Origin of the sequence: Trinickia dinghuensis, from assembly GCF_003367175.1 — a bacterium.
Lineage (GTDB): Bacteria > Pseudomonadota > Gammaproteobacteria > Burkholderiales > Burkholderiaceae > Trinickia > Trinickia dinghuensis.
This window is the reverse complement of record NZ_QRGA01000011.1, coordinates 108,495-133,850: the sequence shown is the minus strand read 5'-3', so window position 1 is coordinate 133,850 and position 25,356 is coordinate 108,495. Positions and strand designations below refer to the sequence as shown.

At 65.1% G+C, this 25,356-nt stretch carries 19 protein-coding genes; 10 read left to right on the top strand and 9 right to left on the bottom strand.

Annotated features, from left to right (window positions below; genetic code table 11):
- The first annotated feature begins 137 nt into the window (after positions 1-137).
- Positions 138-1,472 (top strand): EAL and HDOD domain-containing protein, encoded by a 1,335-nt coding sequence (locus DWV00_RS20270; protein WP_115535399.1) that lies wholly within the window; start codon positions 138-140, stop codon positions 1,470-1,472.
- Positions 1,473-1,551: 79 nt separating this feature from the next.
- Here DWV00_RS20270 and DWV00_RS20265 read toward each other — a convergent pair whose 3' ends face one another.
- Entirely contained in the window at positions 1,552-3,012 is a 1,461-nt protein-coding gene (locus DWV00_RS20265; RefSeq protein ID WP_115535398.1) for an HDOD domain-containing protein, read from the bottom strand.
- A gap of 67 nt (positions 3,013-3,079) precedes the next feature.
- Positions 3,080-4,912 (bottom strand): putative bifunctional diguanylate cyclase/phosphodiesterase, encoded by a 1,833-nt coding sequence (locus tag DWV00_RS20260; protein WP_115535397.1) that lies wholly within the window; start codon positions 4,910-4,912, stop codon positions 3,080-3,082.
- Positions 4,913-5,183: 271 nt separating this feature from the next.
- Between DWV00_RS20260 and DWV00_RS20255 the strand changes: the two genes are divergently transcribed.
- Positions 5,184-6,479 carry an EAL and HDOD domain-containing protein gene (locus DWV00_RS20255; protein ID WP_245964959.1) on the top strand — a complete coding sequence of 432 codons (1,296 nt, stop codon included), beginning with the start codon at positions 5,184-5,186 and terminating at the stop codon, positions 6,477-6,479.
- Positions 6,480-6,516: 37 nt separating this feature from the next.
- Positions 6,517-7,068 carry a peroxiredoxin gene (locus DWV00_RS20250; RefSeq protein WP_425452812.1) on the top strand — a complete coding sequence of 184 codons (552 nt, stop codon included), beginning with the start codon at positions 6,517-6,519 and terminating at the stop codon, positions 7,066-7,068.
- Between the two features lie 38 nt (positions 7,069-7,106).
- Here DWV00_RS20250 and DWV00_RS20245 read toward each other — a convergent pair whose 3' ends face one another.
- From DWV00_RS20245 to DWV00_RS20220, 6 genes are all read right to left on the bottom strand, one after another.
- Entirely contained in the window at positions 7,107-7,619 is a 513-nt protein-coding gene (locus DWV00_RS20245; RefSeq protein ID WP_115535394.1) for a hypothetical protein, read from the bottom strand.
- A 4-nt stretch (positions 7,620-7,623) separates the two neighbouring features.
- Positions 7,624-8,001, bottom strand: coding sequence for a hypothetical protein (locus DWV00_RS20240; protein WP_115535393.1), 378 nt, complete (start codon positions 7,999-8,001; stop codon positions 7,624-7,626).
- Positions 8,002-8,116: 115 nt separating this feature from the next.
- Positions 8,117-11,407, bottom strand: coding sequence for an efflux RND transporter permease subunit (locus DWV00_RS20235; protein ID WP_115535392.1), 3,291 nt, complete (start codon positions 11,405-11,407; stop codon positions 8,117-8,119).
- A gap of 4 nt (positions 11,408-11,411) precedes the next feature.
- Entirely contained in the window at positions 11,412-14,540 is a 3,129-nt protein-coding gene (locus DWV00_RS20230) for an MdtB/MuxB family multidrug efflux RND transporter permease subunit (protein WP_115535391.1), read from the bottom strand.
- A gap of 18 nt (positions 14,541-14,558) precedes the next feature.
- A complete protein-coding gene (locus tag DWV00_RS20225) occupies positions 14,559-15,926 on the bottom strand; it encodes an MdtA/MuxA family multidrug efflux RND transporter periplasmic adaptor subunit (RefSeq protein WP_115535390.1) in 1,368 nt (455 codons plus the stop codon).
- Between the two features lie 342 nt (positions 15,927-16,268).
- A complete protein-coding gene (locus tag DWV00_RS20220; protein ID WP_115535389.1) occupies positions 16,269-17,108 on the bottom strand; it encodes an IclR family transcriptional regulator in 840 nt (279 codons plus the stop codon).
- A gap of 585 nt (positions 17,109-17,693) precedes the next feature.
- Between DWV00_RS20220 and DWV00_RS20215 the strand changes: the two genes are divergently transcribed.
- The 5 genes from DWV00_RS20215 to DWV00_RS20195 all read left to right on the top strand — a co-directional run bounded on the left by DWV00_RS20215 (position 17,694) and on the right by DWV00_RS20195 (position 23,233).
- A complete protein-coding gene (locus DWV00_RS20215) occupies positions 17,694-18,623 on the top strand; it encodes an ABC transporter ATP-binding protein (protein WP_115535388.1) in 930 nt (309 codons plus the stop codon).
- Positions 18,620-19,381, top strand: a complete 762-nt coding sequence (locus DWV00_RS20210; protein WP_115535387.1) for an ABC transporter permease — start codon at positions 18,620-18,622, stop codon at positions 19,379-19,381. Before DWV00_RS20215 ends, DWV00_RS20210 begins: the two co-directional genes overlap by 4 nt.
- A 90-nt stretch (positions 19,382-19,471) precedes the next feature.
- Complete coding sequence (locus DWV00_RS20205) at positions 19,472-21,076, top strand: sensor histidine kinase (RefSeq protein ID WP_115535386.1); 1,605 nt, start codon at positions 19,472-19,474, stop codon at positions 21,074-21,076.
- 73 nt (positions 21,077-21,149) lie between these two features.
- On the top strand, positions 21,150-21,599 hold the full coding sequence (locus DWV00_RS20200; RefSeq protein WP_115535560.1) for a response regulator: 450 nt from the start codon (positions 21,150-21,152) through the stop codon (positions 21,597-21,599).
- Entirely contained in the window at positions 21,596-23,233 is a 1,638-nt protein-coding gene (locus tag DWV00_RS20195) for an ATP-binding response regulator (RefSeq protein ID WP_115535385.1), read from the top strand. The genes DWV00_RS20200 and DWV00_RS20195 overlap by 4 nt, the downstream gene beginning before the upstream one ends.
- On the opposite strand, the gene DWV00_RS20190 is transcribed toward DWV00_RS20195, so the two are convergent.
- Positions 23,230-23,811, bottom strand: a complete 582-nt coding sequence (locus DWV00_RS20190; RefSeq protein ID WP_115535384.1) for a DJ-1/PfpI family protein — start codon at positions 23,809-23,811, stop codon at positions 23,230-23,232. The genes DWV00_RS20195 and DWV00_RS20190 overlap by 4 nt on opposite strands.
- Positions 23,812-24,076: 265 nt before the next feature.
- Here DWV00_RS20190 and DWV00_RS20185 point away from each other — a divergent pair, with 265 nt between their 5' ends.
- Positions 24,077-24,517: an Rrf2 family transcriptional regulator gene (locus DWV00_RS20185; RefSeq protein WP_115535383.1), complete on the top strand. Its 441-nt coding sequence runs from the start codon at positions 24,077-24,079 to the stop codon at positions 24,515-24,517.
- A 99-nt stretch (positions 24,518-24,616) separates the two neighbouring features.
- Positions 24,617-25,261, top strand: a complete 645-nt coding sequence (locus DWV00_RS20180; protein WP_115535382.1) for an NAD(P)-dependent oxidoreductase — start codon at positions 24,617-24,619, stop codon at positions 25,259-25,261.
- Positions 25,262-25,356 lie beyond the last annotated feature (95 nt).

The window sequence follows — 25,356 nt, the reverse complement described above, 5'->3', positions numbered from 1 at the left end:
CCCGCGTCGCACTGGTACTTAGCCTCGATTTTCGGACACATGTTTACGGTTATAATCGCCCCAACATGCGCGCGCGAGAACAAGACGTCGGGACCAGCGTTGCGCCGCTAATCGTAAGAAGAAAAAGGAGAGGGGCGATGGGGACGGCGACCGAAGCGGCGCAGCGGCCAGCGGAGGGTCAGGCGGAAGCGGACCAAGCCGGCTATGTGCGATATCCCGCGAGGGCGCCGATCGTCGATGGGGACTGCTTGCTGCGCGGCTTCGAATTGCATCTGCGCGAGTTGCCGGTGGCCGAAGGCGACGAAGCCGATGTCCGGAAAGCCACCGATGCCGCGGCCGCGCATCTGCTCGCGGCACTCGGTGCAAGCGATGTGCGCACGGCACTGTCGGGCCACCCGGGATACCTGAACGTCAGCCGCCCGCTGCTTTTTTCCGACGCCATTGCCCGCCTCAAGCCCGATCGTTTCTTTCTCGAAATTTCTCCGACGATCGGTGTCGACCCCGAGCTGACCGCACGCCTCGTGACACTGCACGCAAGGCGCTACCGATTCGTCATCGACGACTTGCGGCAGCCCGACGAAGCATTTGCGAAGCTGCTGCCTTACGCCCACGCCATCAAGATCGATCCGGCTCGGCACGATCCCGAATTGCTGCAGCGGCTGTCGAAGGCATTGAAATCGGCCGGGAAGCTGTTGATCGCGCTCAACGTCGAGACGCACGAGGCCTTCGAACGAGCCAAATCGCTGCATTTCGATCTCTTTCAAGGCTTCTTCTTCGCACGCGGCAGCAAACAGAGCGCGCGCCGTATCAATGCACCCCGTCAAGCGCTGATCAATCTGCTGCGCCTGCTCTCGTCCGATCCAAGCGTCGCGCAGCTCGAAGCTGAACTGAAGCTCAATCCCGTTCTCGTCATGCATCTGATGCGTCTCGCCAATTCGGGCGAGGCCAGCATCGGCCGCAAGGTCGCGACGCTGCGCGATGCGATCAACGCCACGGGCACGAACCGCATCGCGCGCTGGACCCAGCTGCTGCTCTACGCGGACGGCCGCAAGGTGCCGCTCGAGGAGGATCCGCTCGTTCAGCTCGCCGCCACGCGCGCCCGGTTCATGGAGATCGCATCCTCGCGGCTAGCTGCAACGAGCCGCAAGGTCGTCGACGGCGCCTTTTTGACGGGCGTGTTCTCACTGGTCGATGCCGTGTTCGGCGATACGCTCGAAAACACGCTCGAGGCGCTGACGCTTGCGAGCCACATTCGCGCGGCAATCCTGCACAGGGAGGGGCAGCTCGGGACCCTGCTGAGCGCGATCGAGTCGCTCGAGCGCGGCGATTGGGAAGCGCTCGATCGAGCAAGCGCGGCGCTCGCGCCGCTGACGTCGTGCGATCTCGCTCAGATCGCTATCACGGCCGCCGCATGGGCCAGCACGGCCGATCAAAGCAAGGAAAACGAGGGGCTCGAGCGAATCGAGGAGTGAGCCCGTCGAAGCGCCGATGGATGAGAGGGATGAAATGGCCGGATAGCCGCCGCGGTTCAGGCCCGCGGCGGCCGGCGAATCACAGCGTCTCCAGCTCGCGCGCGGGCGCGTGCGTGAAGAACCTTCCGAGCTCGCGCGACAGTTCGTTCAAGGCACTCATCTGCGACTGCGAGACCTTGCGCGGCTCTTGCGAGAGCGACCAATCGCCGTACAGCAGGGCGACGGTAGACTGATTCGCGATGACGGGCAGCAGCACGAACGAGCGGGTATCGTCGAACGCGTTGCGGTACCACAGCGGCAAGCGCGCCAACATCTTCGGATCGCGAGCATTCTCGATGAAGATGCCGACCGAATTGGCGATCGCGAGATGAAACACGTCCGGCTCGAACGCTTCCTTGAAAAACAGCGAGGGCAGGGCCCGCTCGACGTCGCGGCCAAATCCGAGCCGTGCCTTGTAGAACCCCGAGCCCTGCCGCACGAAGACGACCGTGCGCGTGAAGCTCAATCCCGCCAGCACCGTTTCCGAGGCGAGCGCGAGCACCGGCGCGAGCGCGTTTTCCGAGGGCAGCGCACGCAGATCCTCGAGGCCGGCCGCGATCCGCGCTTCCGCGTTCACGCTCGCGCGGGCGATCGCGTCGGCGTTCGCCCGCAACTCGTCGATTTCGCGCATGAAGCCTTCGCCGGCTTCTTCGCGCGCGAGCCCCATGGTCATGTCCGCCAGCTCGTCCGGCTCGCTCCCGAGCGCCGGGCTGTAGCGGCGCGCCAGCTCGGCGATCTTGGCATCGCGCGCGTGAGGGGCGATGTCGGCCGCGCTCAGCACGCCGGCCACTTCCGTCGAATAGTTGGTCACCGCGCGCAGCCACTGCACCTGCGGCTGCTCCGGTTCCTTGGCGTCGGGCTCGAAGGTGCCCATGCCGGCCCGGATCGCCTCGGGCAAGCGCCAGCGCGTAGCCGCCTCTTGCCCCAGTTCCTCGAAGGTCACGCCGAGCACGGCGGCGCAGACGTCCGATTCGTCGAGTTTTCCGGAGCTTGCCTTCTGCCGAATCTGCTCCCATTCGGCTTCGAGATAGAAGACGACGAGCAGCTTGCCGACCTGCCGCATCAGCGTGCAGACGACGGCTTCCTCGCCGGCGCGCAGGTCGCCCTGCTCGGTGAGCTTGCGGGCGACGCAGCCCGACAGCATCGTACGATTGAGTTCGAGTTTGGCGTCGATGCGGTGCGGCACGCTGTGATGGAAGTGATCGACGAGCTTCAGGCCGACGACGAGATGGCCGACCGCGTCCATGCCGAGCACCATCAAGGCGCGCGTCACCGTCGTGATATTGCCGCCGAACGCCATGTACATGGCCGAATTCGCGAGCCGCAGCACCTTCTGCGTGAGGGCAAAGTCCGACAATACGACCTGCACGAGCCCCGAAAAGTCGAGGTCGTCGTTCGTCATGGCCGCCATCGTGGTGCGCAGCGACTGCGAGAGCATCGGGAAATCACCGCGCTCGCTCATGCGCGCCCATAGCTTATCGAGCAGCGCTGCCTTTACCATGTGAATCCCGTTCGAACCATACGCATATCTGTTATTGATTGCCGCGCATCGCTGGACGACGATCGGTTCATGCCGCTTCGTGCAGATGCAGCACGCGGTCTTCGAACCGCTTTGCCAACTCGTCGGACGGCAATGCTTTACAAACCAGCCAACCCTGAATGTGATCGCAGCCCATTGCCGTGAGCAACTCGCGTTGCGCTTCGGTCTCGACACCTTCGGCGACGAGTTCGAGTTCGAGCGTTTGGGCCAAGCCTACCACCGCCGAAACGATCGCTCTATCGTTGCGAGAGGTTAGCAGGTTCTCGACGAAACTGCGGTCGATCTTTAATTTGGCGAGCGGAAAACGTTGCAGATAGGCCAGCGAGGAGTAGCCCGTGCCGAAATCGTCGACGGCAAAGCGGATGCCGATCGTCGTCAACTCCTCCAGCAACACTTTCGCGTGCGCCGGGTCCTGCATCAGCAGCGATTCCGTGATCTCGAAGACAAGCCGGTTCGCGTCCACGCCCGTGAGCGCCACGGCGTCGCGCACGTTCTGGGTGAAGCGCGGGTCGCGGAACTGCTGCGGCGAGACGTTCACGGCCATGTACTGCAACACGATTCCCTTTGCGTCCCACTGCATGAGCTGCATGCAGGCGATCTTCAGGACCCAGTTGCCGAGGTAATTGATCAGGCCGATCGATTCGGCGAGCGGAATGAACGCGGACGGCGGCACGAACCCATGCACGGGATGGTGCCAGCGGATCAGCGCCTCCACGCCGACGACGCCATGGGTGTGGCTGCTCGTGATCGGCTGGAAATGCAGCGAGAACTCGCCGTTTCGCACGCCGTCGTAGAGGTCCGCTTCCAGTTTCAGGCGCTCGGCGTCGGCCGGATCGGCATGCTCCGTGTGAAAGGCCAGTGTATTGGTGCCAGATCCCTTGGCCTGCGCGAGCGCCTGATCGGCGCGGCGCAGCAATTGATCGTAATAACCGGGCGCACCGCTGCCCTGCGCCGGGTCGGGGTAGAGCGCCACGCCCACGCTGGCCGAGAGGTGCACCGGCTGGCCATCCACCGTGTACGGTTGCTGCACCGCGGTCATGAAACGCCGGCCGAGCGCCTCGGCCGCTTCCCCGGCCTGCTCGCGCGTGCCCGCGCGCACGAGCACGGCGAACTCGTCGCTCGTCACGCGTGCAAGCGTTTCGTCGGCCGTGACGAGCGCTTCGAGCCGCCGCGCCGTCTCGCGCAGGAGCGTGTCGCCGGCGTCGTATCCCAGCGCCCGGTTCACGCGATGATAATCGTCCAGATCGACGAGCAGCAGGGCCGCGCCGGTGCCCTCCGCGTCGGCATCTTCTTGGGCGCGCTTGACGGCGGCCGACAGCGCGAGCCCGTTCGCCAGACCCGTCATGCGGTCGCTGTGCAGCTCGTAGTTCAGGCGTTCCTCATTGGCGCGCCAGGTGGAGACGTCGAAGGCGCTGATCGCGAAGCCCGGCGTGCCCGCATGCATGCTGGCCACCACGCGCAGTTCGACCGCGATCGGGTACGTCAGCGATTTCATGAGATGCAAGGTCGCGCGCTCGACGCGGCCCGTCTCGGCGGCGCGCGCGATGAGCGCGTCCAGCGCCGCCATCTCGCCGCTCGGGACGAGTTCGTGCAGCGTCACGGTTTGCAGGTATTCGCGCCGGTAGCCGCTGAAACGCAGGCTTGCATCGGATACGTAAAGAAAGCGCAGGTGGCGATCGACGTGCGCGAGGAAATCGACCGCACCCAGCGTCTTTTCGAGCTGCTGCGTCAGTGCGCCGTGCTCGCCGCCCAAATCGAAGGCTTTCACGTGCGCGCCCGCCCGGCCTGCGCGGCCGCGCAGCAGGTCCAGGGCCGAGCGCCAGGCGCTGCGGCGCGGTGCGCCGATTGATTTTGCTTCCATTCGTTCTCGCTGGCGACTGAAGTCGATCGGGCGACGGGCTTTCCGCCGCGAGCGCCGGTTGGCTCGCGAAGCGGCGCTCGTACGTCGCCATGCCACCCATCAGGACGTGATATCGGCAGGGCGTAAGGATTCTTTAGGGATGACGGAGCCGTTTCACGCGAAACTTGAGTCGGGATTGCCCCGGGCATGCACGACGGGCATTTTTTGTGGACAATGGCCGGAGGATGCATTTGTTCTACATAAAGCCGGATCAGTCATGGCCGAAATATCGATGATAAGCACGGAGGCGTCTCCCGTTCGCGATGTGCGCACCCGTTGCGAAATCGACAGTCTCTATATTGGGCGTCAGCCGATCTTAACGCGGGGTGGGGCGCTCGAGGCCTATGAGCTGCTGTTTCGCGAGAGCGAAGTGAACCGCGCGCTCATCAGCGACGATGCGCAGGCGACGGCACGCGTCGTGGCCAACGCGATGTGCGCCATGGGCATGTCCGCGACGATCGGGCCCTACTGCGGCTATGTCAACGTCTGCCGCGAAATGCTGTTCGACGACACCGTCATGCTGCTGCCGCCCGAGCGCTTCGTGCTCGAGGTGCTCGAAACGGTGCACGTCGATGAAGCCCTGATCGGGCGCCTCGACAAGCTGCGCCGCATCGGTTTCAGAATCGCGCTCGACGATATCTGCGAGCTGTCCGACGAACTGCTGTGGCTGCTGCCCCATGTCGATATCGTCAAGGTGGATTTTCTGTCGGTGGACCGCGCCCGGCTGCAGGCCCTGACCCAGGCCGTGAAAGCTTACGGCAAGACGCTCGTTGCGGAAAAGGTCGAGACGCGCGACGACTACCTGCTGGCGCAGGGCCTGGGCTTCGATTTGTTCCAAGGCTACTATTTCGCGCGTCCGCAAGTGCTGTCCGCGCGGCGCGGCGATCCATCGCGGCAGTCGCTGCTGCGCATGCTCGCGCTGATCGCGTCCGAGGCGCCGTTGGTCGAGCTCGAGCAGGAATTGAAGCGCAGCCCCGACGTCGTCATGCAGCTGCTGCGGCTCGTCAATTCGAGCGCTTATGGGCTCGAACGCCGGATCGCGTCGGTGCGCGAAGCGATTCTCGCGACCGGAACGCGTCAAATCGCGCGCTGGGCGCAATTGGTGCTTTACGCATCGAACGGCGAGTTGTCATGGCGCTCGGATCCGCTGGCCCAGTTGGTCGGGGCGCGCTCCCGTTTCATGGAACTGGCGGCGGCCCGCGTGCGGCCCGACAGCGAACGGTTCGGCGATGCGGCGTTCATGACGGGCGTGTTCTCGCTCGTGCACGTGCTGCTCGGCGACGCCGAGCCGGCCGAGTCGCTCGCGCAGATCCGTCTCGTCGCGGAGATCAGCGATGCGATCGTGCACCGCGCCGGGCTGCTCGGTGCCCTGCTCACGCTCGCGGAAGCGGTCGAGGACGGCGTCCAAGACGAGGTGGCACGCGAGATGCGAGGCATCTATCCGGAACTGGCCGCGTTGACGCCGCCGGTGTTCGCCGAAATCAATCTCGAAGCCGCGATGTGGGCGCAAGCGCATAAAATGGCGTGATACGAATCACGCTCAAGGAAATGCCATGAAGCCCAGCATGAGCCGCGCCGTGCGCGCGGTAGCCGTTTGCGCGGCCCTTTCCGTTTTCTCGCTCGATGCGTCGGCCGTCCTCAAAGTAGGGGACAAAGCGCCCGACTTCACGACCGAGGCGTCGCTCGGAGGGAACGCCTACCCCTATTCGCTAGCCGATGCCCTGAAGAAGGGGCCCGTCGTGCTCTATTTCTATCCGGCCGCGTTCACGAAAGGTTGCACGATCGAGGCGCACGAATTCGCCGATGCGGTCGACCAATACAAACGCTACGGTGCGACAGTGATCGGCGTCTCGCACGACGACATCGCCACGCTCAAGAAGTTTTCCGTCAGCGAGTGCCGCAGCAAATTCCCGGTCGCTGCGGATCCGCAGCGTCAGATCATCGATGCCTACGATGCCGCGATGCCGCTCGTGAAGACGATGGCTAACCGCGTATCGTACGTGATCGCGCCGGACGGCACGATCCTCTACGAGTACACGAGCCTGTCGCCCGACAAGCACGTGCAGAACACGATGAATGCGGTCAAGCAGTGGGCGAAGGATCATCCGCGGAACTAGCTCGCCGACCGGTATCCGCTAACCGGTATCTACCGGTATCAATAGCCGGGCGGTGGAGGCGGCGGCGTGTAGTAGTAGCGCCGCGGCGTGCTGCCGTAGCCGGCCGGCATCGGCACACGCTCGCCCTGCGCGTACATGCATTGGACGTAGGCGTAGTCGTAGCGCCGCTGAATGTCGTAGGCCGAGCCTTGCGCGGCGCCCATGCCGATCGCGCTGCCTGTCAGCAGCCCCGCGCCGGCGCCGACCGCCGCACCGCGTCCGCCGCCGAATGCCGCACCCGCCGCCGCGCCGACGGCCGTGCCGAGCGCCGCACTGCCGACCCCGGCCGTCGTGGCCGCTTGGTTCGCGCTGACGCCGCCGACTTGTCCCGACGCGTACTGCCGGCAGTTGTAGTCGTCGGCACGAAATTGATCGAAGCTCTTGCCGGTGCCGGGCAGCGCCATGACGCTCGGCCCCGTCGGCATGACGGTACAGGCGCTGAGGCCGGCCACCGCCGCGAGCGGCAGCCAAATCGCGCGCCGCTTTGCGCGTGTCAGGATGGAATCGTTCATATCGTCACCGGTTCGGTGCGGGCGGCGTGGCAGGCACTTCGCGCCAGCCGCTTGCGCATTGTTTGACGTACGGGTAGTACGACTTCGTCCGGGCGCAGTACCACCATGTGCCGGGCTGCGGCCCGTCTTCGCCTTGGTCGTCCTGCTGTCCCGGCTGCGGGCGCTCGACGTAAGTCGTGTCCGGATCGTCGGGCGCGACGACGACGGGAGGTGCGTAGGGGGCGTAGTAGTAGGGCGCGGGCACCACCGGGCCGTAGGGGTAGTAATACGGCCCCGGTGCGCCCATGTAGACCCCGACGCGCCAATGCGCCGCATGAGCGGCGCCGGCGAAGCCGAGAAGGGCTGCGGCCGCGAGTGCGAGTGAAGCGTTGAACCGCCGCACGATGGACTCCTTGTGTCGGTTGGGGCGCCGCCTCCGCGGCGGCGCAGTACCTACAAGGCTATGCCATCGACTCCGCGAGCGCTATAACGGGCCCGTTCACAATTGTTTCAACTGCTTACCTGGCACCCTGCGGCGACGCTTCCGGCCGTGAGCGGCGTTTGTCGCTCCAGACGCGCAGCCGGTCCATGTAGAGATAGACGATGGGGGTCGTATAGAGCGTCAGCACTTGGCTGACGAGCAGCCCGCCGACGATCGAGATCCCGAGCGGCGAGCGCAGCTCCGCGCCGTCGCCGTTGCCGAACGCAAGCGGCAGCGCGCCGAGCATCGCCGCACACGTCGTCATCATGATCGGCCTGAAGCGCAGTATGCAGGCGCGATGAATCGCGTCGACCGACGACAACCCTTGGCGCGAAGCTTCGATCGCGAAATCGACCATCATGATCGCGTTCTTCTTGACGATGCCGATCAGCAAGATGACGCCGATGAGCGCGATGATGCTGAACTCGGAGTGGAACAGCAGCAGGGCGAGCAGCGCGCCGACGCCGGCCGAGGGCAGCGTCGAGAGGATCGTGACGGGATGGATGTAGCTCTCGTAGAGCATGCCGAGCACGATGTAGACGGCCGCGAGCGCCGCGAGAATCAAAAGCGGCATGTCGTGCGTCGACTGCTGGAACGCTTGGGCCGTTCCCGAGAAGTTGCCGTGAACCGTGGAGGGCATCCCGATCTCGGCGGCCGTCTCGGCGATCGCGCGCGTGGCGTCCGACAGCGATTTGCCGGGGGGCAGGTTGAACGAGATCGTCGAGGCGACGAACGGACCTTGGTGATTGACCGCGATCGGCGTGCTGCCGGGGCCGAACGAGGCGATGGCGGACAGCGGAATCATCGTCTCCTGCGAGGTCGAGACTGCCGAGCCTGTCGACGCGCTGGATTTGCCGCTCGCGGCGATCGAGTTGGTCGCCAGATTGCGCGCGGAATCGGCCGCGATCGCGGCGGCGCTCGCGTTGGCGCTGGTGCCTGTGCCGGCTGTCGGTGCCGTGAACGTGCCCGCTACCGCATTCGTCGATTGCGAGCCGGTCGCGCTGCCGCCCGACGTGCTGATGTAGATCTGGTTCAGCATCGACGGATCTTGCCAATAGCGCGGCGCCACCTCCATCACCACGTGGTATTGGTTCAGCGGGTTGTAGATCGTCGAGACCTGCCGCTGTCCGAACGCATCGTAGAGCGTGTTGTCGATCTGCGACGGCGTGATCTTGAGCCGCGCGGCGCTCTGGCGATTGACCGTCACGAACGCTTCGAGGCCGCCTTGCTGTTGATCGGAGTTGACGTCGGCCAGCTCGGGGCGATGCTTGAGCGCCTCGGTCAGAAGCGGCGCCCACTTGTAGACGTCGGCGCTCGAATCGCCCAGCAGGGTGTACTGGTACTGGGCGTTCGACTGCCGCCCGCCCACACGGATGTCCTGCACGGCTTGCAGGAACGTCTGCGCGCCGGCGACGTGTCCGAGCGGCTTGCGCAGCTGCGCGATGACCTGATCGGCCGAAGTCTTGCGCCCGGGCTTCGGCTTGAGCGTGACGAACATGAAGCCCGAGTTCGTCTGGCGTCCGCCCGTGAACCCGATGACGTTCGACACGTTCGGGTTGTGCTGCACGATCGCCATCATTTCCGAAAACTTGACCTTCATCGCCTGGAACGACGTGGACTGATCGGCTTGAATGCCGCCGATGAGGCGCCCCGTGTCCTGCTGCGGGAAGAAGCCCTTCGGCACGACGACGTACAGATACCCGTTCAGTGCAATCGTCGCGAACAGGGTGAGCAGGATGAGCCGCGGGTGTGCCAGCGCCCAGCCGAGCGTGCGCGCGTAGCCGCCCTGAAGCCGCGTGAACGCGCGCTCGAGACGCTGCGCGAGCGGGCCGTCCTTGGGCTTGTGCTGGGAGTCGGCGAGCAGGCGCGAGCACATCATCGGCGTGACCGTCAGCGACACGGCGAGCGAGACGGCGATCGCGAGCGACAGCGTGACGGCGAACTCGCGAAAGAGCCGCCCGACGATGCCGCCCATCAGCAGGATCGGCAGGAACACCGCGACCAGCGAAATGCTGATCGAGGTCACGGTGAAGCCGACTTCCCGCGCGCCGAGATAGGCGGCCCGCATGCGCGGCACGCCTTCCTCGATGTGGCGCGAGATGTTCTCCAAGACGACGATCGCATCGTCGACGACGAACCCCGTCGCGACGATCAGCGCCATCAGCGAAAGGTTGTCGATCGAGTAGTGCAGCAGGTACATCGCCGCGAACGTGCCGACGATCGAGATCGGCACGGCCACGCTCGGGATCAGCGTCGCACGCCAGTTGCGCAGGAACAGAAAGACGACCGTGATGACGAGCAGCACGGCGACGATCAGCGTGCGCTCGGTGTCCTTCAGCGAGGCGCGGATCGTCGTCGAACGGTCCGCCACGGACGTGATGTTGATCGCCGCCGGCACCGACGCTTGCAGCTGCGGCAGCATCGCAAGCACGCGATCGATCGTCGAAACGATGTTGGCGCCGGGCTGCCGGTAAAGGATCACGAGGACCGACCGCTGACCGTTCATGAGGCCGAGGTTGCGCAAGTCCTCGACGGAATCCTCGACCTGGGCGACGTCGGAGAGCTTGACCGCCGCGCCGTTGCGATAGGCGATGACGAGATCCTTGTACTGCGAGGCCGCCTTGGCCTGGTCGTTCGTATAGATCTGAACGCGGTTCTGGCCGAAGTCGATCGAGCCCTTCGGGCTGTTCGCATTCGCCGCCGCGAGTGCCGCGCGGACGTCCTCGAGCCCGATGCCGTAGTGGAACAGGGCCTGCGGTTCGAGTTCGACGCGCACGGCCGGATTCGCCGAGCCGCTGACGTCGACTTCGCCGATGCCGTCGACTTGCGACAGCGCCTGCTGCAAGACGGTCGACGCGGCGTCGTAGAGCTGGCCCGCCGGCACCGTCTTGGACGTCAGCGAAAGGATCAGGATCGGGGCGTCGGCCGGGTTGACCTTGTGATAGGTCGGATTGCTGCGCAGGCTCGCCGGCAGGTCGGCGCGCGCGGCGTTGATGGCCGCCTGCACGTCGCGCGCGGCGCCGTCGATGTCGCGGTTCAGTCCGAACTGGAGCGTGATCCGCGTTTGGCCGACGCCGCTCATCGACGTCATTTCGGTGACGTCGGCGATCTGCCCCAGATGGCGCTCGAGCGGGCTCGCGACGCTTGTTGCGACGGTTTCCGGGCTCGCGCCGGGCAGTTGCGCTTGGACCGAGATCGTCGGAAAGTCGACTTGCGGCAGCGGCGCGACGGGCAGCTTGACGAAGGCGAACGCGCCGGCGAGCGCGACGCCGATGGCGAGCAGCGTCGTCGCGACGGGGCGCGCGATGAAGGGGCGGGAAAGGTTCATTGCATCATGCCCCTGCGTCGCCAGCCTCGCTGCGGCCGTGCCCGAAGCGCTCCCGCATCCGTCGTGCCAAGGAGTCGAAGCCGAGATAGATCACGGGCGTCGTAAACAGCGTGAGCAACTGGCTCACGACGAGCCCGCCCGCGATCGCGATGCCGAGCGGATGGCGCAGCTCGGAACCCACGCCCGTGCCGAGCATGAGCGGCAACGCGCCGAGCAGTGCCGCCAGCGTCGTCATCAAGATCGGCCGGAAGCGCAGCAGACACGCCTGATAGATCGCTTCGTGCGCGCTCTTGCCTTGCTCTCGCTCGGCCTCGAGCGCGAAGTCGATCATCATGATCGCGTTCTTCTTCACGATGCCGATCAACAGCACGATGCCGATGATGCCGATGATGTCGAGGTCGTGCCCCGAGACGATCAGCGCGAGCAGCGCGCCGACACCGGCCGACGGCAGCGTCGAGAGAATCGTGATCGGGTGGATGAAGCTCTCGTACAGTACGCCCAGCACGATGTACATCGTCACGATCGCGGCCAAGATCAGGAACAGCTCGTTCGACAGCGATGCCTGGAACGCGAGGGCCGCGCCCTGGAAGCGCGTTTGGAACGAGGCGGGCAGGCCGACGTCGTGCTCGGCCTGCTCGATGGCCTTCACCGCGGCGCCGAGCGAGGCGCCCTGCGCGAGGTTGAACGACACGGTCGTGGCCGGGAATTGGCCGAGGTGCGTGACGAGCAGCGGCGCCGGGCGCTCGGTGAACTTGGCGATCGCGGTGAGCGGCACCTGCTGCCCCGTGCCTTGTGAGGAGGGCAGGTAGATCGACTTCAGCGCATCGGTGTAATGCTGCATGCTCGGATCGGTCCCGAGAATCACGCGGTACTGGTTCGACTGCGTGAAGATCGTCGAGATGATGCGTTGGCCGAACGCGTCGTAGAGCGCGTTGTCCACCGTGGCCGGCGTGATGCCGAAGCGCGCGGCCGTGGCGCGATCGATCTCGACATAGACCGATTGGCCGTTTTGCTGGAGATCGGTTGCGACGTCGGCCAGTTCCGGCGCTTGTTCCAGCCGATCGACGAGCTTGGGCACCCAGGTCGCGAATTCGTCGGGATTCGGATCCGTCAGCATGAACTGATACTGCGTGGCGCTGACGGTCGAGTTGATCGTCAAGTCCTGCACCGGCTGCAGATAGAGCGTGATGCCGGCCACCTTCGCCGTTTCGCGTTCGAGGTCGCGAATGATTTCGGTGGCGTTCTCCGAGCGGTCGCTGTGCGGCTTCAGATTGATCAGCATGCGGCCGCTGTTGAGCGTGATGTTCGTGCCGTCCACGCCGATGAACGAGGTCAAGCTGTCGACGTTCGGATCCTTCAAGATGGCATCGGCCAGCGCTTGCTGGCGTTCGGCCATCGCCCCGTACGAGATCGACTGCGGTGCCTGCGTGATTGCCTGAATCACACCCGTGTCCTGCACGGGGAAGAAGCCCTTCGGGATCAGCACGTAGAGCAGGGCCGTCAGCACGAGGGTCAGCAGAGCCACGACGAGCGTCGCGCGCTCACGCGTGAGCACCCAGCGCAATGCCACGGCATAGCGGGCGATGACGGCGTCGATGACGGCGTGCGCCTTGGCCTCGAAGCGATGGCTCTCGGGCGGGGGCGTATGCCTGAGCAGCTTCGCGCACATCATCGGCACGAGCGTCAGCGAGACGACGGCCGAGATGACGATCGTGACGGCCAGCGTGATCGCGAACTCGTGAAAGAGCCGGCCGACCACGTCGCCCATGAAGAGCAACGGGATCAGCACGGCGATCAGCGAGACCGTCAGCGAAATGATCGTGAAGCCGATCTGCTTGGAGCCTTTGAGCGCCGCTTCGATCGCCGTGTCCCCTTGCTCGACGTAGCGCGAGATATTCTCGATCATGACGATGGCGTCGTCGACGACGAAGCCGGTGGCGATCGTCAATGCCATCAGCGAGAGGTTGTCGAGCGAGAAGCCGCACAAGTACATGACGGCGAGCGTGCCGATCAGCGAGAGGGGCACCGACAAGCTCGGAATGATCGTCGCGTAGATGTTCGCCAGGAACAAGTACATGACGAGGACCACGAGCACGACCGACATCGCCAGTTCGAACTGGACGTCGCGCACCGAAGCGCGGATCGTCGTCGTGCGGTCGGTGATCACGGCCACGTTGACCGCCGCCGGCAGCGACGCCTGCAGCTGCGGCAGCAGCGCCTTCACGCTGTCGACCACCTGGATCACGTTGGCGCCGGGCTGGCGCTGGATGTTGAGCAAGATCGCCGGCGTGACTTTGCCGCCCGTTCCGACCCACGCGCCGAGCTTCGTGTTCTCGGCGCCGTCGACGATCTTGGCGACGTCGGTGAGCATGACGGGCCGGCCGTTCTTGTACGCGACGATGGCGTCGTTGTAGGCGCTCGCGTCGGTGAGCTGGTCGTTGGCGTTGATCGTGAAGTTGCGCGTCGGGCCGTCGAAGTTGCCCTTCGGCGTGTTGACGTTCAGGTTCGCGATGCTGGTGCGCAGATCGTCGAGGTTCAGGCCGTACGAGGCGAGTGCGAGCGGGTTTGCCTGGATGCGCACCGCGGGCCGCTGGCCGCCGCTGATGCTGACGAGGCCGACGCCGGCCACCTGCGAGATCTTCTCGGCGAGGCGCGTGTCGGCGAGATCCTCGATGTCGGTCAGCGGTGTGGTCTTGGACGTGATCGCGAGCGTGAGGATCGGCGCGTCGGCCGGATTGACCTTCGCGTAGATCGGCGGCGCGGGCAGATCCGAGGGCAGCAGATTGCCGGCGGCGTTGATGGCGGCCTGCACCTCCTGCTCGGCGATGTCCAGCGGCAGGTCGAGGCTGAACTGCAGCGTGATGACCGACGAGCCCGCGGAGCTTTGCGACGACATCTGATTGAGCGACGGCATTTCGCCGAACTGCCGCTCGAGCGGCGCGGTGACCGACGAGGTCATGACCTCGGGGCTCGCGCCGGGGTAGAAGGTTTGGACCTGGATCGTCGGATAGTCGACTTCGGGCAGCGCCGAGATCGGCAGGAAGCGAAGCGCGACGAGGCCGACGAGCATGATCGCCGCCATCAGCAGGGCCGTGCCGACGGGGCGCAGAATGAAGGCGCGAGACGGATTCATGCGAGTGCGTGTCCGCCGTTACTGTGCGCCGGCGGTGCCGGACGCGCTCTTGTGCCGATGCGCGTGCGCGCCCGAGGCGCCCGATGCATGGGCCGCATGCGCCGCCGAGGCGCCCGACGCGGGATGCAAGACGGTGGCCGCGTCCGGCGCGACGGTGATTTTCGCGCCTTCCTTCAGGCGGTCGGAGCCGTCGCTCACGACGCGCTCTCCGAGCGCCAGCCCCGATGCGATGCTCGTGCGTTCGCCGTCGACCGGGCCGATCTTGAGCTGGCGGACGGTGACGGTGTTGTCGGGCTTGACGACATAGGCGAACGTTCCGTTCGCGCCGTTGAGCACGGCCGAACTCGGCACGATCACCGCGTTGTGGATCGTGTCGATCAGCAAGCGCGCGTTGACGAACTGATTCGGAAACAGCATTTGTCCCGTGTTCGGGAACATGGCGCGCAGCTTCACGGTACCCGTCGACGTATCGATCTGATTGTCGATCGTGTCCAGATAGCCCGTTTCGAGGGGGATCGTATTGTTGCGGTCGTAGGCCGTGGTCGACAGCTTGGCGCCGGCATGCATCTGCTTGAGGATGGCCGGCAGGTTGTCTTCCGAGGTGGTGAAGATCACGCTGATCGGCTGCAACTGCGTGATGACGACGATCCCGTTCGCATCGGACGGCGTCACGTAGTTGCCGGGATCGACCTGGCGCAAGCCGACCCGGCCCGAAACGGGCGCCGTGATGCGGGCGTACGTGAGATCGAGCTTGTAGGTGTCGATGCTCGCGTGATCGGACTGCACCTGGCCCTCGTACTGCTTCACGAGCGACGCTTGCGTGTCCACTTGCTGCGACGCGATCGAATCCTGCGCGAGCAGCGTTTTGTAGCGCTTCAAATCGAGGCGAGCCGTTTGCAGCAGGGCGGTGTCCTTCGCGAGCACACCCTCGGCGTTTTCGAGCGAGATCTGATAGGGACGCGGGTCGATCTGCGCGAGCACGTCGCCGGCCTTCACGAGCTGGCCTTCCTTGAAATTCACGCTCTGGAGCGTGCCTGAAAGCTGCGTCTTGACCGTCACCGTGGCGAGCGGCGTGACGGTGCCGAGCGCCGTCAGCACGATCGGCATGTCGCCCGCGGTCGCGGTTGCCACGTGCACGGGCTGCGGCAGGTTCGAGAACGCGCCGCGCCCGCCGCGGCCGGCATGACCCGCCGTCGTGGCCGGGCCCGCGCCGTTGCCGCTCGTACGGCTCCATGGGTGCCACCACAGCAGCGCGGCCGCTAGGATCACGACGACGGCGATCACGACGCGGGGGCGGGTGCTCGTTTGGCGCTGCGCCGGGACGGCGTCGGCGGTGCGGCGCTTGCCGTTCTCATGCGAAGGGGGGCGGTTTTCTTGTTCGGCCATCGAAGTGTTATGAGCGGCAATGCCAATACGGCGTGAGGTAGGGGAGCGCAGCGTCCGTGCCGCCCGTCGAGGACGGCGCGGCGCCGGCGCGGCCGCGCGTGTGCGTTCGGCAGGGTGCTGCGGGTTGGGGCGGGCGGCACCGCGCGGCTGCGCTGCGATGCATGATGCTACGTCCCGGCGCCTACGCCAGTCCAGTCATGCATCTTTCGGTTTTTTACGGGCGTTACAGTATAGAGGCAGCGCATGAACGAAGCCTATGGGCGCACCACGCAATCGCACAAGGGAAAGTCGCTTGCTTGCAGGCCGCGGCTCGCGCCGCCTCTGCCTTTGCTTCTTGTCGCCTCAATCGCCGAGCCGCTGGCGCGGTGCACCGCCGATTTCGCGGACGATGCGCTCGACGCATTCGGTCAGCACCGGCGCGGCATGCTCGACAAGCCATTCGCGCGGGCACATATGCGCGGCGCCGCCGCAATTGACCGCGTAGCGTTCCCCCGACGGGCCGACGAAGCCCGCCGCGATCGCGTTCAACTCCGAATACCACTCGCCCGTGACGATCGCGAAGCCGAGTTCGCGCGTTTCTTCCAGCGAGCCTGCCAAGCGCGCGTGAATGTGCGGCCAGTCGTCGCCCGAGGCGGCTTGCAGCCCGACCAGCAGCGCGGCGCGATCGGTTTCGGACAGCGCCGCCAGATAGGCGCGGCCGACCGCCGTGCGGACCAGATTCACGCGCGAGCCGACTTCCAGCCTCGACACGAGCACGGCCGAGCGCGGCCGGATGGTGTCGATGACGACCATGTCGAGCCGGTCCCGGGCCGCGAGATGGACAGACAGAGACGTCCGCTCGGCGAGATCGATCAAGAATGGCCGGGCGCGGGCTCGTATATCGAAGTTGCGCAAGAAGCCGTTGGAGAGTTCGAGCACGGACGCCGTCAGCACGAACCGTTCGCTGTCGGGTAGTTGAAAGAGAAAGCCGGCACCGACGAGCGTGGCGGTGATGCGGGAGACGGTCGGCTTCGGAATGCCCGTGACTTCGGCCAGTTCCCGGTTGCTGATCGGCGCGTCGGCCGAGGCCACGCGCCGCAGCAGCGCCAGACCGCGCGAGAGTGCGATGATCTCTTCGCCGGCGCCGTCCTTGCCCTTCGATTCGGGCGCTTGCGCCGAGCTGCGTGAGGAGGATTTCGCCACGTTGCCCCTGTGACAGTTTTTTGAAATGAGGTTTCACATCTGAGGATTCGCCCAGTCTACGCCAGCTTGGGGGATGGGTGAATGAGGTAGTAATTACCGATTACCCCAGATGAAATCGATACCAATTTTGGGGTACCTGTTAACTTTTCGGAAAAAATTATCTTGACTTCGTCAGTGGAAAGCGAAAGAATGGAATCTCATTTCGGAACGACACGTTTTCGAGCGTGTGGATGGGTGGGTCGGATAAGGTGTTCGATCAGGGTCCCAGCCCCGAAATACCGTCTCTCAGGTTCTAGCACGGCCCTCGGAATGGCTAGAACTTCTTTAAGGCGCCACGGAAACGTGGCGCCTTTTTTTTCGTGAGTTCGCGCGAGGCCGCCTTGGCGGATAGCCTTCCACGCGCAGTCCCCCCCCGGTTTCCCATTCCCGGCCCGCTCTGCTTCGCCTCGCTTTGATCGAGCGGGGTGCAATGCGTTTCGTCATGCTCGGCGGCAGCTTTGCCGTGCTTCTGCTATCGTCAGCGTCGATCCGGAGTTGGCGCTCGTTCCATGCGCGGACCGGCTCCGATCCTTTGGACAGCAAACGATGCAGACGATTCTCTCTATCTCAAATTTATCGAAGACCTACGCCTCGGGCTTTCAGGCGCTCAAGCGCGTGAATCTCGACATCCGGCGCGGCGAGATCTTCGCGCTGCTCGGGCCGAACGGCGCGGGCAAGACGACGCTGATCGGCACCGTCTGCGGCCTCGTCAATCCCAGCGAAGGCAGCGTGGTCGTGGACGGGCACGACATCATCAAGGATTACCGCGGCGCGCGGGCGATGATCGGCCTCGTGCCGCAGGAATTGACGACGAACGCGTTCGAAACCGTCTGGGCGACGGTCTCCTTCAGCCGCGGCCTGTTCGGCAAATCGGCCGATCCGGCGCACCTGGAAAAGGTGCTGCGCGCGCTCTCGCTGTGGGACAAACGCAACAACGCCATCATGACGCTCTCGGGCGGGATGAAGCGGCGCGTGCTGATCGCCAAGGCGCTCGCGCACGAGCCGCAGCTGCTGTTTCTGGACGAGCCGACGGCCGGCGTCGACGTCGAATTGCGGCGCGACATGTGGGCGATGATGCGCGGGCTCAAGGAAACGGGCGTAACGATCATCCTCACCACGCACTACATCGACGAAGCCGAGGAGATGGCCGACCGCATCGGCATCATCAACCGCGGGGAAATCGTTCTCGTCGAGGAAAAGACGCAGCTTTTGCGCAAGCTCGGCAAGAAGCAGCTGACGCTGCAGCTCGCGGCGCCGATCGAGCATGTACCGCGGGCGCTGGCCGGCTACGGGCTCGAACTGTCGGCGGGCGGCGGCGCGCTGACCTACACCTACGACGACACTCAATCCGAACGCGCGGGCATCGCCAATCTGCTCAAGGATCTGGAAGACGCGAGCGTTCGCTTCAAGGATTTGCAGACGACGCAAAGCTCGCTCGAAGACATCTTCGTCGATCTGGTCAGGGAGCGGTCATGAACTTTTACGCAATGCGGGCGATTTACCGTTTCGAAATGGCGCGCACCTGGCGCACGCTGATGCAAAGCGTCATCTCGCCGGTCATTTCCACTTCGCTTTACTTCATCGTGTTCGGCGCGGCGATCGGCTCGCGCATTCGCGAGATCGACGGCATCAGCTACGGCGCGTTCATCGTGCCGGGGCTCGTCATGCTGTCGCTGCTCACGCAAAGCATCAGCAATGCCTCGTTCGCGATTTATTTTCCAAAATTCACGGGTACGATATACGAGCTTTTGACGGCGCCCGTCTCGTACTTCGAACTCGTGCTGAGCTTCGTGGGCGCGGCCGCCACCAAGTCGATCGCGCTCGGGCTCATCATCATGGCGACGGCCGCGTTCTTCGTGCCGCTGCGGATAGACCACCCGTTCTGGATGATCGTGTTTCTCGTGCTCACGTCGGTCACGTTCAGCCTGTTCGGATTCGTGATCGGAATCTGGGCCGACGGCTTCGAAAAGCTGCAGGTGATCCCGCTGCTCATCGTCACCCCGCTGACGTTTCTGGGGGGAAGCTTCTATTCGATCGGCATTTTGCCCCCGCTTTGGCGCACGATCGCGCTCGCGAACCCGGTCGTCTATCTGATCAGCGGTTTCAGATGGAGCTTTTATGGCATCTCCGACGTGCATGTGGGCGTGAGCCTCGGCATGACGTTCGTATTTCTTGTCATTTTCACGGGCATCGTGGCATGGATTTTTAAAACCGGGTACCGTCTCAAAAATTAGCGACGGCTTTGTCATTCGCTAAAAAGGCCGACATAATGCGTCAATCTCCGGCTCTCGAACCGCCGGGCTCCCGAACCGCATTGACCGCGCATGAGACTGACGACCAAAGGCTTGTTGCTGATCGCTATTCCGACGGCGGTCGAGCTCGCGTTGCTTTCCGGGCTCGTGAAAGCGCAGAACGACGCCGAGCAGGCCGAGCAATGGGCGCTGCATAGCAAGGACGTTCTGCGTCAAACGAGCGCCATTTTGGAACCCGTGCTGATCGAATCGGTCCGCATGCGCGGCGCCGTACTCAAGAACGAACGCGGCTCGTCCACGCCCGTCACGCTGTGGATCGATCTCGATCGCCGGATCGACCATCTCGTCGATCTGGTGGCGGACAACCCTGTCCAGGTCGAGCGCGCCGCGCAGATCCGCCAGTCGGTGCAGGCCTATCGGCAATGGTCCGACCGCGTGCAAGATTTGCTGCGCACGGGCCGGCGCGACGACTTGCTCGAGCGGTTCCGCAACCAAGCCAGCGTCGACGTCGTCGATCGCTTCCGGACCCAGCTCACGGCGTTCCAGAACGAAGAACTGCGGATGGACGCGATGCGCTCGGCGCAGGCGGCCCAGGCGCTCGCGCAACAGCAGCAATTGACGGCCGCCGTCGTGGTCGGTTCGCTCGTGATGACCGCGTTGGCCGTGTTTCTGTTCACGCGCGGCTTGCGCGGGCGGCTCGCGCGCCTCTCGGACAACGCGGCCCGGCTGGCCGAGAGCGCGCCGCTTGGGCCGCCGTCGGCAGGCAACGACGAAATCGCGCAGCTCGACGAGATCCTGCACGATACGAGCCGGCGCCTGCTCGAATCCGAACGGCTCCAGGCGCGCTTCCAGAGCGACTTGGCGCGCCGCGCCGATGAACTCGCGCGCACGAATGAAACGCTGCATCAGCAGACGCAGGAAAACGAGATGTTCATCTATAGCGTGTCGCACGATTTGCGCGCGCCGCTCGTCAACCTGCAAGGCTTTTCGAAAGAACTCACGCATGCCTGCGACGATTTGCGGGAGGCCGTACGCGCGTCGTCGCTGGAGCCGGCCGAGCGCGAACGCATCGAGCGGCTCATCGACGAAGACATCGGCGAGGCGCTGCGCTACCTGCAAAGCGCGGTGCTGCGCGCGGCGCACATCATCGATTCGCTGCTGCGCCTGTCGCGCGTCGGGCGCGTGGAATACCGGCGCCAGGAAGTCGACGTCGCGGCCGTCGTGCGCCATGTGCTCGACGCGATGCAGGCGTCGATCCGGGCTTGCCACGCGGAAATCGTGGTCGACGAACTGCCGCCCGTCTGGGGCGATCCCACCGCGCTCGAGCAGATTTTTGCCAACCTGATCGGTAACGCGATCAACTATCTCGACGCGGACCGTCCCGGCCGCATCGAGATCGGCGCGCTGCCCGCGCCGCCGGGCGGCGTGCGCTCGCTGCGCATTTTCTACGTCAAGGACAACGGCCTGGGCATTCCGGCCGGGGCGATGCCGCGCCTGTTCAATGCCTTCCAGCGCCTGCACGGCAATATCGCCGCCGGCGAAGGCATCGGCCTCGCGCTCGTGCGCCGCATGGTGGAGCGCCATGGCGGTCGCGTATGGGCCGAGTCGACGGAAGGCGAGGGCACGACGTTCTATTTATCGCTACCGGAGGCGGCCAAGCAGGTCGTCGCCGCATAACGAACCGAGGAATCTGAACACAATGCATACCCCAACAGGGCCCGCGGGCCTGCCGACGGCGGGGCAGCCCACGATGGGCCATATGGGCCAGTCGGTCGGCATCATCTTGATCGAGGACGACGACGGCCACGCCACGCTGATCGAGCGCAATCTGCGGCGGGCCGGTTTGACGAACGGCTTCACGCGCTTCGCCGACGGCCAAGAGGCGCTCGACTACTTCTTCAGCGAGCCGTCGCAGTTCGTGCGCGAGGATTTGCCGCCGACGGTGATCCTGCTCGATCTGAAAATGCCGCGCATCGACGGCCTCGAGGTGCTGCGGCGTCTCAAGGCCGACCGGCGTACGGCGTCGCTGCCCGTCATCGTGCTGACGACCACCGACGATCCGCGCGAAATCGAGCGTTGCTACGAGCTCGGCTGCAATGTCTATGTCACCAAGCCGGTCGAGTACGACGCGTTCATCGAGGCAGTGCGGCGCCTCGGGTTCTTCTTGCAGGTAGTGAAGCTGCCCGCGGCCGCTCGATGAGCGCGAAAGCGCTGTTCGTCGACGATGACGAAGGGCTGTTGCGGCTCGCCGCGCGCTCGCTGACGCGCGCCGGCTACCGCGTAAGCACCGCGGCGAGCACCGAAGCGGCCCGCGAGGCGATCGGCGCCGAGCCGCCCGACGTGATCGTCGTCGACTATGCGCTCGGCGGTGCCGAAACGGGGCTCGATTTCCTGCGCGCGCTGCGCTCGCAAGGCCTCGTGCTACCGGCCATTCTTTGTACCGGGTTCGCGGACGAAGCGCGCGTGATCGAAGCGCTGCGCTCGGGCGTTGCCGACGTCGTGCCGAAGAGCGAAGGCTATCTCGATTACTTGCCCGAAGCGATCGAGCGTGTCTTGCGCGAGCGGCGCATCGAGCGCGAACTGGCGCAGGCGCAGCGCTCGCAGGAGCGCGAGGCGCATTTCCGGGCGCTGGCGGAGGAGCGCGAGGCGCTGCTCGCGGCCGAGCGCGCGGCCCGTGCCGAAGCCGAGCGCGCCTCGCGGATGAAAGACGAGTTCGTGGCGACGCTCTCGCACGAGTTGCGCACGCCGCTCAATGCAATCGTCGGCTGGTCGCAATTTCTGCTGCGCGATGCGAGCGTTCCGGAATCGCTGCGCAAGGGTCTCGACGTCATCGACCGCAATGCGCGCGCGCAGGCGCGCATGGTCGACGATTTGCTCGATTTTTCCCGCATTCTTGCCGGCAAGCTGCGGCTGGAAACGGAACGCGTCGATCTGGTCGACGTGGTCGAATACGTCATCCACTCGGTCGGTCCGGCCGCGCAGGCCAAGGGAATCCGTTTCGTACCGTCGCTCGGGGCGGCAGGGGACGTGCTCGGCGATCCGTCGCGCTTGCAGCAGATCGTCTGGAATCTGCTCTCGAACGCCGTCAAGTTCACCGGCCAAGGCGGCTGTGTCGAGGTCAAGCTCGAGCGGCGCGGGAGCGAAGTCGAGCTGATCGTGGCCGACAACGGGCAGGGCATCAAGCCTGAATTCCTGCCGCACGTATTCGAGCGCTTTTGCCAGGAAGACCCCGGCATCGCGCGTCAGCACGGCGGCTTGGGTCTCGGTCTATCGATCGCTCGGCAACTCGTCGAGATGCATGGCGGGCAGATCGTCGCGCGCAGCGACGGCACCGGCCGCGGCGCCACGTTTGTCGTGACGCTCCCCGCGACGTGCGCCGAACCGGCTCGCGAACGCGATGCCGACGCGCTCGAACTCCATGCGCCGCCCGCGCTGGCGGGCCTGCGCGTGCTCGTGCTGGAAGACGAGCCGGACGCGCGCGAACTCGTCGAGCGCGTGCTGCAAGAGCGCGGCGCGACGACGCTCGCGTTCGCCTCCGCTCTGGAGGCGTTGGACGCCTGCACGGCCGAGGCGCCCGATGTCATCCTCAGCGATATCGGTCTGCCCGGCGTCGACGGCTACGAGTTCATCCGGCGCTTGCGGATGTCGGAAGGGCAGCGCGGACGCAGCACGCCGGCGGCGGCGCTCACCGCCTTCGCCCGCAGCGAGGACCGGCGCCGGGCACTGCTCGCCGGCTTCCAAACGCACTTGGCCAAGCCGTTCGATCCGCTCGAACTCGTCGTCGTCGTGGCCGCGCTGGCGGGGCGCACGACATCGTTTGCCGAAGAGGCTTAGAGCTCGATGCGCGTGCCGAGCAAGACGAGGAATTGACGCAGCCACTCGGGGTGGGCCGGCCAGGCGGGCGCCGTGACGAATTGTCCGTCGGTGACGGCCGCATCGACGGGAATGTCGGCGTACTCGCCGCCCGCGAGGCGGACTTCGGGCGCGCAGGCCGGATACGCGGAGATGCGTTTGCCCCGGATCACTTCGGCCGCCGCGAGCAGTTGCGCGGCGTGGCAGATGGCCGCGATCGGCTTGCCCTCCTGCGCGAAATGGCGCACGAGGTCGATCACCTTCGGATCGAGGCGCAAATATTCGGGGGCGCGGCCGCCGGCGATCGCCAGCGCGTCGTAGGTGACGGGGTCGATTTCATCGAAGGTCGCGTTCAGCGCGAATTGGTGACCGGGCTTCTCGGTGTAGGTCTGATCGCCCTCGAAATCGTGGATCGCCGTTTTCACTTTCTGGCCGGCCCGCTTGCCGGGACAGACGGCGTCGACCGTATGTCCGACCGCCTGTAGCGCCTGAAACGGGACCATCGTCTCGTAATCTTCTGCGAAATCACCTGTCAGAAACAGAATCTTCTTCGCGGCCATGGCCTTTCTCCTTCGCGATGTGAGGGGATGGACGACTACAGAACGAGTACCGAACGACGACCGATCTAGGCTTCGTGGGACGAGCAAGGGCGAGCAGGGCAGTGTACTCCTCGCGAGTGACGGCGATGCGCGCGGCATCGCGACGTCGATCGTTTCGTCGTTTCCCGTGGCGGTTCCCGGTTGGCCGGCGTTTTTGTCCGGGGTTGCACACGGTGTGAAATGTAATTACTATAGTTACAGTTTTTGAAGCCCAACCCTTTCCTCGATGAACACCAGCAGTCGTTTCGCCTACGCTGTGCATATCCTGGCGCTGCTTTCGCTACAGCAAGGCGTGCCGTTGTCGTCGGACATCATCGCCGGCAGCGTCAACACGAATCCGGCGCTGATCCGCCGGCTGCTGTCGATGCTGGCTCAAGCGGGGCTTACCGCGTCGCAACTCGGTGCCGGCGGCGGTGCGCTGCTGGCGCGGGAGCCCGGCGCGATTCGGCTCGTCGAGGTCTATCGCGCGGTGGACGAGGCGCGTTTGTTCGGCTTGCATCGAGAGGCGCCGAATCCGGCGTGCATGGTCGGGCGGCACATCCAGCAGGTGTTGGAAGGTATCGTCGACGATGCGCAGCAGGCGATGGAGGCGTCGCTCGGCGCGCGGACACTGGCCGACGTCACGGCGGGCGTGATCGAAGCCGAAAACGCGGTCGGTGGGGGATAGGCGGGGCGGTGATTGACATCCGCGAGAGGCGCAGCCTCTCTTTTTTCGGCTCATAAATGTAACTATCTAAGTTACATATTAATTTGACAGGAGTCTCACATGCAACAACGTTTGAAAATCGCGCTTTTCGGCGCCACGGGGATGATCGGATCGCGGATCGCTGCGGAAGCGCTCGCGCGGGGGCACGAGGTGACAGCGATCGTGCGTCGGCCGAAGGCGGTGGATGGGTTGCCCGAATTGAAGGTTATCGCGGGCGATCTGTTCGATGCGGCAGCGAGTGCGGCGCAAATCGCCGGCTTCGACGTCATCGCCAGTGCCTACGGTCCTGCGCATGACGACGCGTCGAAAGTCATCGAGGCCACCCGTTCGCTCGTTGGGCTTGCACGCGCGGCGGGCGTCAAACGGCTCGTCGCCGTCGGCGGCGCGGGCTCGCTCGAGGTCGCACCGGGCAAGCAGCTCGTCGATACCGAAGGTTTTCCGGATGCCTACAAGGCGGTCGCGCTCGCGCATCGGGAAGCGCTCGGCGTCTATCGAACGGTTGACGATCTCGATTGGACGTTCTTCTCGCCGGCCGCGATGATCGCGCCGGGCACCAAGACCGGCACGTTCCGCACCGGGGCCGACTCTTTGATTGTCGATGCTAGCGGCAACAGCAAGATCTCGGCCGAGGACTACGCGGCCGCCTTCGTCGACGAAATCGAGCAGGGCCGCTTCGTGCGCCGTATCGCGACGGTCGCGTATTGAGCGGAGCCTCTTGAGCGATGACGTGCCGTTCGGGGCGGCACGCCATCGACAATACGCCGCCGGATTGGAGCGAGGCAGGATTGATAGCGTCTTGT